Source organism: Allorhizobium sp. DMC15 (assembly GCF_056314065.1).
In genome coordinates, this window is the sequence record NZ_JBQUZB010000002.1 from 867,331 (window position 1) to 879,683 (window position 12,353).

15 protein-coding genes are annotated in these 12,353 nt (G+C 61.2%); 8 read left to right on the forward strand and 7 right to left on the reverse strand.

The annotated features are described in order from the left end of the window. The 3 genes from ACT53S_RS12765 to ACT53S_RS12775 all read right to left on the reverse strand — a co-directional run bounded on the left by ACT53S_RS12765 (nucleotide 1) and on the right by ACT53S_RS12775 (nucleotide 3,008). On the reverse strand, nucleotides 1-1,086 hold the full coding sequence (locus ACT53S_RS12765) for a putative zinc-binding metallopeptidase (protein ID WP_142071947.1): 1,086 nt from the start codon (nucleotides 1,084-1,086) through the stop codon (nucleotides 1-3). Nucleotides 1,087-1,133: 47 nt separating this feature from the next. Next, the gene (locus tag ACT53S_RS12770) at nucleotides 1,134-2,114 is read right to left on the reverse strand and encodes a sensor histidine kinase (RefSeq protein WP_476067256.1); all 981 of its coding nucleotides are present in this window, start codon (nucleotides 2,112-2,114) and stop codon (nucleotides 1,134-1,136) included. 99 nt (nucleotides 2,115-2,213) lie between these two features. Then, the gene (locus ACT53S_RS12775; protein ID WP_113375909.1) at nucleotides 2,214-3,008 is read right to left on the reverse strand and encodes a response regulator; all 795 of its coding nucleotides are present in this window, start codon (nucleotides 3,006-3,008) and stop codon (nucleotides 2,214-2,216) included. Nucleotides 3,009-3,180: 172 nt separating this feature from the next. On the opposite strand from ACT53S_RS12775, the gene ACT53S_RS12780 reads away from it, so the two are divergent. Beyond that, nucleotides 3,181-3,372 (forward strand): NepR family anti-sigma factor, encoded by a 192-nt coding sequence (locus ACT53S_RS12780; RefSeq protein WP_142072200.1) that lies wholly within the window; start codon nucleotides 3,181-3,183, stop codon nucleotides 3,370-3,372. Nucleotides 3,373-3,425: 53 nt separating this feature from the next. Here ACT53S_RS12780 and ACT53S_RS12785 read toward each other — a convergent pair whose 3' ends face one another. Both ACT53S_RS12785 and ACT53S_RS12790 read right to left on the reverse strand, forming a co-directional pair. Then, nucleotides 3,426-3,872, reverse strand: a complete 447-nt coding sequence (locus ACT53S_RS12785) for a hypothetical protein (protein ID WP_142071949.1) — start codon at nucleotides 3,870-3,872, stop codon at nucleotides 3,426-3,428. Nucleotides 3,873-3,874: 2 nt separating this feature from the next. Continuing rightward, the gene (locus ACT53S_RS12790; RefSeq protein ID WP_113375906.1) at nucleotides 3,875-4,240 is read right to left on the reverse strand and encodes a DUF883 family protein; all 366 of its coding nucleotides are present in this window, start codon (nucleotides 4,238-4,240) and stop codon (nucleotides 3,875-3,877) included. 220 nt (nucleotides 4,241-4,460) lie between these two features. On the opposite strand from ACT53S_RS12790, the gene ACT53S_RS12795 reads away from it, so the two are divergent. Further along, nucleotides 4,461-4,658: a CsbD family protein gene (locus tag ACT53S_RS12795; RefSeq protein ID WP_113375905.1), complete on the forward strand. Its 198-nt coding sequence runs from the start codon at nucleotides 4,461-4,463 to the stop codon at nucleotides 4,656-4,658. Between the two features lie 67 nt (nucleotides 4,659-4,725). Here the strand turns inward: ACT53S_RS12795 and ACT53S_RS12800 are convergent, their stop codons facing one another. Further along, a complete protein-coding gene (locus tag ACT53S_RS12800) occupies nucleotides 4,726-5,583 on the reverse strand; it encodes an aromatic ring-hydroxylating dioxygenase subunit alpha (RefSeq protein WP_476067257.1) in 858 nt (285 codons plus the stop codon). A gap of 116 nt (nucleotides 5,584-5,699) precedes the next feature. On the opposite strand from ACT53S_RS12800, the gene ACT53S_RS12805 reads away from it, so the two are divergent. The 6 genes from ACT53S_RS12805 (at nucleotide 5,700) to ACT53S_RS12830 (ending at nucleotide 10,599) form a co-directional block, all read left to right on the forward strand. Beyond that, on the forward strand, nucleotides 5,700-5,981 hold the full coding sequence (locus tag ACT53S_RS12805; protein WP_476067258.1) for a hypothetical protein: 282 nt from the start codon (nucleotides 5,700-5,702) through the stop codon (nucleotides 5,979-5,981). Further along, on the forward strand, nucleotides 5,978-6,649 hold the full coding sequence (locus ACT53S_RS12810) for a Rieske 2Fe-2S domain-containing protein (RefSeq protein ID WP_476067259.1): 672 nt from the start codon (nucleotides 5,978-5,980) through the stop codon (nucleotides 6,647-6,649). The genes ACT53S_RS12805 and ACT53S_RS12810 overlap by 4 nt, the downstream gene beginning before the upstream one ends. After that, the gene (locus tag ACT53S_RS12815) at nucleotides 6,649-7,275 is read left to right on the forward strand and encodes a glutathione S-transferase family protein (protein ID WP_476067260.1); all 627 of its coding nucleotides are present in this window, start codon (nucleotides 6,649-6,651) and stop codon (nucleotides 7,273-7,275) included. The genes ACT53S_RS12810 and ACT53S_RS12815 overlap by 1 nt, the downstream gene beginning before the upstream one ends. 59 nt (nucleotides 7,276-7,334) lie before the next feature. Next, a complete protein-coding gene (locus ACT53S_RS12820; protein ID WP_476067261.1) occupies nucleotides 7,335-8,291 on the forward strand; it encodes a D-2-hydroxyacid dehydrogenase in 957 nt (318 codons plus the stop codon). A gap of 266 nt (nucleotides 8,292-8,557) precedes the next feature. Then, nucleotides 8,558-9,631, forward strand: coding sequence for an enoyl-CoA hydratase/isomerase family protein (locus ACT53S_RS12825; RefSeq protein WP_476067262.1), 1,074 nt, complete (start codon nucleotides 8,558-8,560; stop codon nucleotides 9,629-9,631). Nucleotides 9,632-9,858: 227 nt separating this feature from the next. Then, nucleotides 9,859-10,599, forward strand: coding sequence for a hypothetical protein (locus ACT53S_RS12830; protein WP_476067263.1), 741 nt, complete (start codon nucleotides 9,859-9,861; stop codon nucleotides 10,597-10,599). Between the two features lie 232 nt (nucleotides 10,600-10,831). On the opposite strand, the gene ACT53S_RS12835 is transcribed toward ACT53S_RS12830, so the two are convergent. Further along, complete coding sequence (locus ACT53S_RS12835; protein WP_476067264.1) at nucleotides 10,832-12,241, reverse strand: helix-turn-helix domain-containing protein; 1,410 nt, start codon at nucleotides 12,239-12,241, stop codon at nucleotides 10,832-10,834. Nucleotides 12,242-12,353 lie beyond the last annotated feature (112 nt).

Genomic DNA, 12,353 nt, shown 5'->3' on the forward strand with positions numbered 1-12,353 from the left:
TTAGACGGCTTGACTGGTCGAAGACGACCGGATCAGCTGGTTTATATAGTCGAGTTTCTCGAACACAGGTTGCGAGAGCACGAATGGATAAAGATCGGGCTGCCCCATGCTGCGGTTGATACTGTTGATCGCCAAGGTCAGCGGAACCCACGCCCGGATGAGAGATGTGACGGTGCCGGTGGCGTAGCTGTCAAATGTCCGCCGCAGCTCGATGCCGACGGCATCCGTTTCCACGTCGGGATTGGTGCGCAGGCCGAAAGCGTCCGCCGTATCGAGCGCATCGACGATATGGAAATAATGCGCAAAGGTTTCGGCGAAATCCTCCCAGGGGTGGCTCGCAGCATAGGCGGAGATATGGTTCAGCTCCCAGCCAGCCGGAGGCCCCTCGGCATAGTGTCGCTCCAAAGCCTCGCCATAATCCTGACGCTCATCACCAAAAACGGCGCGAAACGCATCGAAGGCGTCACGATCGCGGACCAGAACGTTCCAGTAGTAATGGGCGACCTCATGGCGGAAATGACCGAGCAGGGTGCGGAACGGCTCGCCAAGGGCCACCCGCCGCGCTTCCCGCTCTGGATCGGAGGCCTCCGCGATGTTGAGCGTGATGAGGCCCTCGGCGTGCCCGGTGAGCACATGCCCCTCCTCACCTTCCGCTTCCGGATCATCGGCGAGGAATGCGAAGCCCAGTCCTTTTTCCGGGTCCTCGCTTCGTGTCTGCAGCGGCAACCGGAAGCGCAGCAGCGAATAGAACAGGCCGCGTTTGGCAAGTTCGATTTTCTGCCAGTTCGCCAGATTTTCGGCCACGGTGAGGTCCGGAATGGTGACGTTGTGGCGACAGGCGACACAAAAGCCGGACGGATCGCCGTCGTCGACAAGCCAGTTGCAGCCGCCGAGGTCCGCATTTGAACACGACGCCACCGCGCCGATCGCGGACTGGCCAGGGGAGAGGATCGGCGTACCTTCAGCATCGAGCGCAATCATCTCCAGCACCGAGGGACGAAAAGCGAGCCGCGCACCGCAGGTGACACAGCCCGTGTTTTCAAAATGCACGACGTTGCTACAATTGCTGCAGGTAAACAGGCGCATGACGTGTCTCACAGCCGGAGGAGAAGGAGCCGCAGGGCGGATTTGGGTCAGTCGAACGTCTCGAGCGGGAATGTCAGTTCGTACCGCACCAGCCCATTTTTCAGGTCGTGCTTGGCCTGGCCGTTGACCGAAGCAGGGACGACCCGTTCCAGCACCGTGCTGCCGAACCGGCTCGCCTTTGCATCCTTGCTGTCATCGGGTCCGGAGAAGGGCTCTTCCCAGAGGATCGTGACGACCGGACCGTCGGGCAATTCCTGCCTTCGGCAGCTCACCGAGATGGGTTTGCGGCGTTGCAGGAAATCCCCATGACTGACGGCATTGACCGCCAGCTCATGAAGGGCAAGGCCAATATGCAGCGAAGCATTCGGCGTCAGAAGCACATCGTCGCCAGAGACGTGAACCAGATCCGCATTCTCCTGGATGTAGCGCTCAACCTGCTGCTTCAACAGATCGCGGAAATAGGCGCCACGCCAGCTGGAGTCCGTGATCAGGTCCTGCGACTGGGACAGGGCATGCAGCCGGCCACGGAACTTCCCGAGGAACATGTCGAGCGTCCCGGCATAACGCGCCGTCTGGGAGGCGATGCTCTGGATGATCGCCAATAGATTTTTCGAACGATGGCTCACCTCGCGCAGAAGCGCCCTGAGCAGCCGCTCGCGGCGCCGATCTTCCGTTCTGTCGATCAGCACCGTGATCAGATGAAGATCGTGATCGTCCATCTCCACCATGCGGCACCGGAACTCGAAGAAGGTGTCGTCGCCGGCTTCGATTTCCAGCTCCGCGCGGTCCCCGGCCTTGAGGAGACCCGCTTTCATCTCGACCAGACGTTCGCCAACCTCTTTTCCGAAGATGGACTCGTCGGTCGGGACGACCCCGGGCGTAAGCTTCCACCGGGATGGCAGGGTAGTAATACAGACATATGTCCCATCCCTGTCCTGCAGAATCAGACTGGCACCCATGTCGATCAGTGCGGTAATGAAGAACTCACGCAGCTGATCCTCGCCGCGCTGAGGTTCAAACCATGTCAACCGATGTACCAAGTGTGATGCTCCGCCGTTTGTCGGCACCTCGACCCACCGCAGCTTAAGAGCCTGCGGTTTCGCCGAATTCCATAATAATCGCGCGTTTTATGCCTGTTCGGATACCCGTTCGTTGAAAAAGAGGGCTTGGCTGATCAGCGCCTTGACCATGTCCGGATTGAACGGCTTGGTGACCAGGAAGGCCGGTTCAGGGCGTTCGCCGGTCAGCAGCCGCTCAGGAAATGCCGTGATGAAGATGACCGGAACGGTATCGACCTTGAGAATGTCATTGACGGCATCGATGCCCGAGCTGCCGTCGGCGAGCTGGATGTCAGCCAGCACCATCTTGGGATTGGTGCGCTTGTAGAGGTCGACGGCTTCCGCATGGGTGCGGGCGATGCCGGTCACCCGGTGGCCGAGGTCCTCGACCATCTGCTCGATGTCCAGCGCAATCAGCGGCTCGTCTTCGATGATCATGATATCGGTTGCAACCTGGCGGGAAATTTCCATCGATGCCTCGTTGAACAACCCGTTGAACTCGGCCTCCGAAACCCCCAGAACACTGGCTGCTTCCGATGTGGAGAACCCTTCAACCGTGATCAGCAGGAAGGCATGGCGGGCGCGTGTGGGAACTGCTGCGAGATTGGCTGCCGCACGCTTTTCCCAGGCGAAGGGCGAAACGATCTGTGGCAGCTCCACCTTGGTCGAGTCATAAATGGTGACAAACAGCCGGTAGAGCGCGACCCGGTCGTTGCCGGTATCGGGAAAAATCGAAATATCGGCAATCAATGCCTCGAGGACTGCGGCTACATAGGCGTCACCCGAGGTCTGCGAACCGGTGACGGCGCGTGCATATCGCCGAAGGTAGGGAAGATGGACGGCGACGCGGGCAGTAAGGGACATGCAGTTCTCCAATCGAAGAATATTAAGGTGCGGACTCGGCCTAAAACGCGCGGCTCAAAAAAGAGTTCCGTCGTCCGGAACTTTTTTGCATGATCGAACTTATCAGGCTAATGCTCACCCGCACAATCTCGTCCCGGGATAATGGCCGGGAAAACAATGGAACGTGAACAACATGGCTGGCACCCCTCCGGACAAACCGGAAAAATCAAAGACACGCTCCGACACACAACGCCAGAACGCCAATGCCCTTATCGCCTCGAAGCTCCGCGGTTACTACGACGGCATTATCAACGAAGGCACGCCCGCCCATCTTCTGGATTTGCTGGAACGCCTGCAGGAAGCAGAAACCAACGCAAAGAAATGACCGCGAATGGAAGGATCAAGCTCTCTCGACGTGATCCTTCTCCAGTCGCCCACTTAGTCGCGATAATCACGATCTGAGTTCTGCAGACGGGTAACGCCATAGACAAGCGCCGCCACAGTCGCCACTCCGATCAGCGAACGCCCTTTCAAGAGCGCCGGAACCCCCGCCAGCAACTGCAATGTCACGGGATCGGGAAGCCTCGCCTTGGCCGCTCTCTGGCGCGCTTCCGCCCTCAGTTCGGTGCGACGATTCATCGATTGAACCACCGCCACGACGATGAGCGCACAAACACCTGCGACAGCTGCGACAATCAGCGCAGCCAGCGGGCCGCCGAGCATCTCCGCGAGATAGAGCCCGAGTGCAATGAGCAAGCCCACATAGGCCGTGAGACCGAAAACGGCAGCCACCGCCCCACCGACCAGAAGGCGGGTGAAGCGGCGAGCGGTCGGCTTCACCTTACCAAAGGCGAGGATGCCGATTTGCTGAAACAATGGCAGCATGATCAGCGCCGGCTGAGGAGAGCGAGAACATAGCCCACACCAGCAGCCATAGCGAGCGACTGCAACGGCTTGGCGCGCACATAGGCTTCGAGATCTTCCTCGGCATTGGCAAGGGTTTCCCGGGCACTGTCCATATACTGCTGGGACGTCTCGCCGGCCTGGCGGATCTTGCTGCTGCCGAAGGAGGCAACGGTCTGGGTCAGGGCAGCGATGTCGCTGCGGAGCGTTTCAAGCTCGGCCTGAATATCACTGCCGGTCGCCGGCGAATTGGCGCTGGAGCTGGCGGACGCGGCAGCATCGATGCGATCGGCGACATTGTCTGCTGCGCCCTTGATCTTGTTGTTCGAAGCGCTCGGTACCTGAGCCATGATTGCTCTCCCTTGGGTGATTGATGATCGGGTTCGCAGTCAAAACGTCAGACGATCGAGAGTGTTCCATCGTCGGCCGATTTCTTGACCGAAGCGCATGAGAGTCCAACCAAGCCGGAACAAGAAGATGATGAAGACGATGGAACTTCAAATGCTGGTCCACGTTCTCTGGGCCGAGGACACGACGCCTCGACCATTCACCAGACACGGGAGAACACCGATGAATTGGAATCAGATCGAAGGCAATTGGGAGCAGTTCAAGGGCAAGGCCCAGACCCAGTGGGGCAAGCTGACGGGTGACGATCTCGACGTCATCGCCGGCAAGCGCAAGGAACTGTCGGGCAAGATCCAGGCAGCCTATGGCAAGACCCAGGAAGAAGCCGATCGCGAGATCGACGACTGGATGACCCGCAACTAAGACCGTCAGGTTTTTAGATGCCAGAAACCCGGAAGCCCCCCGCTTCCGGGTTTTTTGTTGCCTGAAGTCAGGCGGCCACTGTCGTCGCCCCGTAAGTCACGCCCTTTTCCTTCAGCCAGCGGCGATAGGCGATCGACGAGGCATCCGCGCGGGTCGGGATCTCCTTGCGCGGCTCAAGCGGCAGAAGCACAGGCCGCTGGTTTTCCAGAATGATCCGGTCCTGCAGGAAGATCATCTGCTGGAAATGAATGAGTTCCGTCGTCGTCGAGACATCGTCGATCAGATACATGATCGGATGCGCCCGGCAGCGGCCGGGATCGAGCGGCTGGACGAAGAGGCCGATGACATCCCAGCGATTGGCCGCATTCGGACAGGTCTTGTAGAGGATCGTCGTGAACGGCGTCATCACCCGGTACATATATTGCGTGGTGATGCCATCAGTCGCAGACAGCGCGGCCTGTGGCTGGAAGAAGGTGCAGTTCGTCGCCCAGACCTCGTCCTCTTCGCGCCGGATCTCGACATTGTAGCTCTGCACTTCCGTATGCGGCTCCGCACCGAGAACATCGGTATGCACAAAGGGGAAATGCGCCATGTCGAGAAAGTTCTCGACGATGCGAAGGCCGGATGCCTTCACGGTCACGACACCGCAGGGCACGTAGCGTCGGTCAGGCTCGTCTGCTTCCGGCAGCGGAAAAATCTCGCGCTGGGGCTCACCCAGCGTCGCCCAGAGAAAGCCGAAGCGATGGCGCAGCGGCAGCGGCACGGCCCGCCCCTCGGCAAAGACTTCGATCGCCCCATCCGCCTGTTTGACGACGGTGAGATCCGTCCCGAGCAAGCGGTTCTGCGATCGGCCCACGGGGATCACCGCCTCGGTATCGAGCACATACCACTGATCGAGCGACGCCTTGTCGATACCGTTCTGCATAGTCTGTCTTTCCTCTGGAGCACGGGAGAAACCGCTTGAAACCCAATCGCGCCCGCCGGTAGATTGCCCAAAAATTAGAGCGCGCACAATTGCAAGGCAACACTGATCCCCATCCGATGACGGCAAAGGCCGACCAGATGACCGTCGGCTTCACCTTTTCCGGAAGGTTGGAGCCGCAGGGTTTTGTCGCGTTTGCCGAACATCGCGCGACCCGCCTGTCACTCGGCCTGAACATTGCCTCCTGTGACAGGGACCGCTGTCGCCTGACGCTGTCGGGCCCGGAAGCGCTGATCGATGCCTTCGAAATGGCGGTGAGCCTCGGCCCCTATGACAGCATCGTGCTCGACGTGACGAGATTTCAAACCGACGAAGACCTGCCCGCAAAGGCCGCATCATGACATCAGCCTCTCCCTGGATCCCCGTTGCTCTTTCCGCCGACATCGAAGCCGGAACCTCTGCCGGAACGCTCGTCAACGGCGAGGAGCGCGTCGTCTGGCGTGACGACAAGGGCGCAATCCATGTCTGGGAGGACCGCTGTCCGCATCGCGGCATGCGCATGAGCTTCGGCTTCGTGCGCGGCGACCACATCGCCTGCCTCTATCACGGCTGGCGCTACGACACGGGCGGCCAATGTCGCTACATTCCGGCCCATCCGGATCTCGATGTACCGAAGACCATCAAGGTCCCGACCTTCGCCGCAACCGAACACGCCGGCATCGTCTGGATGGGACCGGAAGGGGCAAATACAGCGGACCTCTCGGCACTTCCCGAGACGGCTGAACCCGTTCGCAGCCTGTTTCTCGACATGCCAGCGGAAGCGGCGCTTGCGGCGGTCACGACAGCGCTGCCGGAAGGTTACAGCCTGGGCGCAACCACTGCCACAACAGTGAGCCTGCAAGGAAACGGCACGACCGTGCTGATCGCCGCTCAGGCCCGAAATGCCGAGCGCAGCGCACTCCACATGACCGTCACCGGCGACATCTCGATGGCCACCCGCCGCAGCCTCGCGCTCTGGGCCACGGATCTCCGCAACCGCATCGAAGCCCGCTCGATGGAGGCCGCGTGATGATCAGGCTTTACGATTACCACCTCGACGAAAACGGTTTTCGCGTCCGCCTTCTCCTCTCCATGCTCGGCCTCTCCTTCGAAACCGTCGCCGTCGACAAGGCGCCCGGCCGCGAGCAGGAAAAGCCGCATATGCTGGCGCTCAACCCGACCGGTACGCTGCCGATCCTCGAAGACGGCGACGTCAGGCTCTTCGGCACCGCCGCGATCCTCGTTTATCTCGTCCGCGCCCATGCGCCTGACAGCCCCTGGCTGCCCGCCGATGCCGCAGATTTCGGACGCGTCCAGCAATGGCTGGGCTTCTCCACCCGCGAGCTGAAACCCGCCGTCGACGCCCGCGAGGCGGCGCTCTTTACCCCCGAGGGCGCCAGCGACAGCGATCTCCAGGCTGCCCGCAAAGCCTTCCGCATCATGAACGACCATATGACGCTGCGGCAGATCGAAGGTTTTGACTGGTTCGTCGGCGACAGCCCTACGCTGGCCGATCTGGCACTCCTGCCGAGCTTCGCGCTTTCGCGTGACTGCGGCATAGACCATGACGAATACCCTGCCCTTCGCCGCTGGCTGCGCCGTTTCCGGGCGCTTCCGGGCTTCATCACCATGCCGGGCGTACCGGATTACCATTGACCTGCCTTGCTGGCCGAAAGCCGCTCGGCTAGGTCAATTGCAACGCAGGGAGGTCCGCCATGATCCGCATCGTCTTTCTCGACCGCGACACGCTGTCGCCGCAAACCGTGGTCCGCGCGCCCTCCGTGCCGCATGAGATGGTGGTCCATGCCCGCACTGCCGCGCATGAGGTTGCTGAGCGCATCCGCGATGCCGATGTGGTGATCACCAACAAGGCCCCCGTCCGCGCCGAGGCCCTGGCCGGCGCCACCAAACTCAAGCTGATCGCCGTCTCGGCCACCGGCACCGACATCGTCGATCTCGCGGAAGCCAAGGCGCGCGGTATCGCCGTCTGCAATATCAGGAACTACGCCAAGCACACGGTGCCCGAACACACCTTCGCGCAGATGCTGGCGCTGCGCCGCTCGATCCTGCCCTATCGCCAGTCGGTCATCGAGGGCCGCTGGCAGCAGGCGGCGCAATTCTGCTATTTCGATTACCCTATCGCGGATCTCGGCGGCTCGACGCTCGGCATTATCGGCCATGGTACTCTGGGCCAGTCCGTCGGAAAGATCGCCGAGGCCTTTGGCATGACGGTGCTGGCCGCCGGTCGTCGCGGCGCAACAGACCTCAAGCCCGGCCAGACGGCCTTCGACGAGGTCCTGAAGCGCTCTGACGTGATCACCCTGCATTGCCCGCTGACGCCGGAAACGCGCGGCGTGATCGGTGCGCGCGAATTCGGCCTGATGGAACGCAAGCCGCTGCTGATCAACACCGGCCGCGGCGGCCTCGTCGATGAATTGGCCCTCGAAAAAGCCCTCGATGCCGGCCAGATCGCTGGCGCCGGCTTCGACGTCACCGATGGTGAGCCGCCCGCAGCAGACAGCCCGATGATGCGGATCGCGTCACGCGAAAACGTCATCCTCACCCCGCATGTCGCCTGGGCAAGCCGCGAGGCAATCCAGGCGCTGGCCGACCAGTTGATCGAGAACATCGAGCTGTTTCTCGCGGGAACCCCGCGCAATCTCGTCGGCTGATCCAGCTCAGGCAGTTCAAGGCTGTCGTGTGGGGATACCCCCCTCTGTCACTGCGTGACATCTCCCCCACAAGGGGGAGAGCGGAGCGCCGCGTTTTCCGATCCCATTGCGGCTCCTAAGGAACGTGAGGGCCGGCCGTTCAGCCAGTCTCCCCCCTTGTGGGGGAGATGCCCGGCAGGGCAGAGGGGGGTGCGTTTCCCATGCAACGCCCTTGCCCTTTCCCCGCGACGCATATCTAACTCTCTCAAAAGACAAGGGAGGACGGCATGCGGTATCTGGAGGCGGACTATCAGGGCGAGGAAATCCTGACGGGAAGACAAGGCGCGCTCGGGCTGATCGCCCTCAACCGGCCGCGTGTGCTGAACAGCCTCTCCCACGACATGGTCCTCGCCTTCGGCAAGGCGCTCGATGCCTTCGAGACCGACCGCCAAGTGGCAGCCGCCCTCGTCACAGGCGAAGGCGAACGTGGGCTTTGCGCCGGCGGCGACATCAGGATGTTTTACGAAAGCGGCAAGGCCGGCGACGGCAAGGCATCCGCATTCCTCAAGGCCGAATACCGCCTGAACGCCCGCATCGCCCGTTTTAGGAAGCCTTATGTCGTCGTGATGGACGGCATCACCATGGGCGGCGGCGTCGGCGTATCCAGCCATGGCAGCCACCGCATCGTCACCGAAACCACGAAACTCGCCATGCCCGAAACCGGCATCGGCTTCTTCCCCGATATCGGCGCCACCTGGCTTCTCTCCCGCGCATCCGGCGAACTCGGCACCTGGATGGGGCTGACTGGCGAGGCGGTAAACGGCGCGGATGCCATCACCGCCGGCTTTGCCGACTGGTATGTGCCGCAGGACCGCGTGGCCGAGCTGCTGGAGCGGATCGCCGCCCTGCCCGCACCCGCGCTCGGGGCAACCATGGCCTCGATCATCCGCGACTATACGGTAGACGGACCGACCGGCATCTTTTCCGAAGGCCGCGCCATGATCGACCGCTGCTTCGCCTTCGACACGGTGGAAGAGATAATCGCCGCCCTCGAAAAAGAACAGTCCGACCTCGCCACCCGAACGCTCACCGCCCTCAGCGCGAAATCGCCGACCAGCCTCAAGGTGACGCTCAGGATGCTGCGCGAGGCCCGCCGCTCCAGGGACCTCGAAACCTGCCTCGAACGCGAATTCGCCGGCACCCTGCAGGTGGTGAAAGTCCCCGACTTCTATGAAGGCATACGTGCTGCGATCATCGACAAGGACAGGAACCCAAAATGGGCGCCTGCGACGCTGGAGGATGTGGCGCCTGAGAGTGTGGAGGCGTTTTTTGTGGCGCGGGATGAGCGGTTGTTTGGGTAGGGTTGGAGAGGCTAGAGTTCTTGAGCGACTGGCTGCAAGCAAAAATGGCAATCGTGTGGTACCATGAGCCGTGTAGGAACTACCGCTTTGCGCCAATAGGAGACATTGGGGCTTCCAAGATGGGCTCCATTGCCGCGATCTGCCCCGGTTGGAGTGACACTCCACCAATGGAAGATATACTCTCTAACTGCTCGGAATTCACGTTTCGCCATGACAGGAGACGCCGCTTGACCTCTGACATCCCTCAGCCAGAACACCTGCAGTCGAAGGATGCTGGCAAATTCCCAGGGGTACCGCGGTGGCTGGTCACTATAGTGGTCGCACTATTGCTCACTTATTCGGGATACAGGTTGTTCTATCCGAGCTTTACCTGGAGCCAGACGACGACGGTGACCGTCTCCACCCCGAATGGACTTCGGAGCGGGAGTTCGACGGTCAGAGTCTCCTGGTGGACTGCACCCTCGATTTTGCCGAACGCACGCAGCACGTTTTACAACACGGTGGGTGAGGCGACAGTGGTGGATTTAGGCGGCGGACGTTATCTCTTTGCGCTGATATCTGACGCGGAGTCGCGCGGATTGCAGGTTTTTGCAGGAGTGGAAACTGTGATGAATCTGCCCCTCCGACGTCTTATCGATGCAGCAAGAATTGTGAACGCAAGCAGCGGACAAACCCGGGAACTCCCGCGCAGTCTTTATCCTGTGCTTGTCACATTCGATAACATCGAAAATCCCGCAAGTGTCCGTCGTTTGAGCCCCGCAGACCTCTCCGCAAGCTTTGGCGCGGGCTACCGGCTCGATAGCATTACGATGTCGATAACCAACGCGTCGCCGACCGCTGGCGGTGTGTCGCAGCTTCTCGGCTGGTTAAGTGTATATCCAGAAAGAGGCTTGAGCCAAGCTAAGGGCGAGACCGAAAACATCCCATTTTCTAGACGTGTTTTCCACGGCGATTTTATTAGGAGATAGGCAATGGCAATATCGAATGGGCTTTTGCGAGTAACCTGAGCCGCGAAAATTCGTCTCGTATCTGGGTTACTAAAGGGGATGCGGCCACGACCGTGATTGCTGTCTCTTTGAGGGCCATTCCTTCGATGAGGCCCGGAAGCAAGGGGGCGCATGCCTATGTAGCCACGCGACCATGTCCGCTTCGGGCCAAATGCGACCGACGATGCGCCCGGTCCCAACCAGACAAACGCCCTCACTCAATCTCATAGGGCATCGGGTTCCGCACCCGATGATCCACCACCAGCTTTCTTTTCAGCGGCGGAACGGCGCGGCTGGTGCATTTGATGCGTTCGCAGATGCGGCAGGAAATGCCGATCGGGTCGAAGGCGCCGCGGTTGGAGAGGTCGAGGTCGTCGGCATAGACGAAGGCGCCGGCATAGGAGATCTCGCAGCCGAGCGCCAAGGCGTAGCGCGGATTGGCGGCGCGGAAGCCGGCGGAGCCTTTTGACACTTGCGTCGCGATGCAGAGATAGCGCACGCCGTCGGGCGTTTCCGCCGTCTGGCGGATGATCCGGCCCGGCGTCTCGAAGGCCTGATGGGCATTCCACAGCGGACAGGCAGCACCAAAGCGGGCGAATTGCAGGCGGGCGGCGCTATGCCGCTTGGTGATGTTGCCGGCCCGGTCGATGCGGGCAAAGAAGATCGGCACGCCCTTGAGGCCGGGCCGCTGCAGGGTCGAGAGACGGTGGCAGACCTGCTCCAGCGAGGCCTCGAAGCGGGCGGCGAGCAGTTCGATATCGTGGCGGAGATCCCGCGCGGCAGTGAGGAAGCTGCGGTAGGGCAGGATCAGTGCGCCGGCGAAATAATTGTAGAGCCCCATGCGACAGATCTCGACCGCCTCTTCACTGCGGAAATTCGCCTGTTTCAGCACCTGGTCGATCTTCGTGGCAGCCGCGAGCTGGGCGATCTGGATGGCGATCTGGAAATCGCGAGTGGGGGCCGAGGCATAGCGGCTGACGGTCAGGATCCGCCCCACCGGATCGAAGCGGCGGATCGCCTCGTCGCCCGCCTCGCCGCGCACCACGCGCACGCCGTGGCGCGCTTCAAGATGACCTGAAAGAGCCGCGTAATTCTCCCCCTCCCCGAGCTTCAGTTCCGTCGCAAGTTGCTCGGCGGCGAGGTCGAGATCGTGGATGTAATTGTCGACGAAGTGGAAGAAGTCACGCACTTCGTCATAAGGCGTCACTTCCTGGCTGGGTGCTGCCCCCAGCCGGTCGTCGAGGCTCGCCAACTGCTCGTTGCCGCGCCTGTAAGCCTGGTGGGCTGCAATCAGCGCATGGGCAAAGCCCGGCGCGTTCTGGGTGACGAGTTTCAGCTCCTGCAGGCTCGGCGAATAGGTCTCGAACAGCGGATCGGAGAGTGCCTCCGTCAGCGCCGACAGCAGCCGGTCGTTTTGGCCGGAGGAAAGCTCGGTGATATCGATACCGAACTTTTCCGCCAGCGACAACAGCACCGAGGCCGAGACCGGGCGCTGGTTGTTTTCGATCTGGTTGAGATAGCTGGTGGAAATGCCGACCATATCGGCAAACTGCGCCTGGGTGGCCCCGTTCGCCTGGCGGATGTCGCGGACCTTGCGGCCGATGAAGAGTTTCCCGATGGCCATTTCGCAAATTCGCAATTTTCACATTGCAAATTCATAAATCCACAGATGCACCTGTTCAACCGTTTTCTTCTGCGGCACAGTGGACTAGGTGTCACACAAGGCTTGAAAGCCA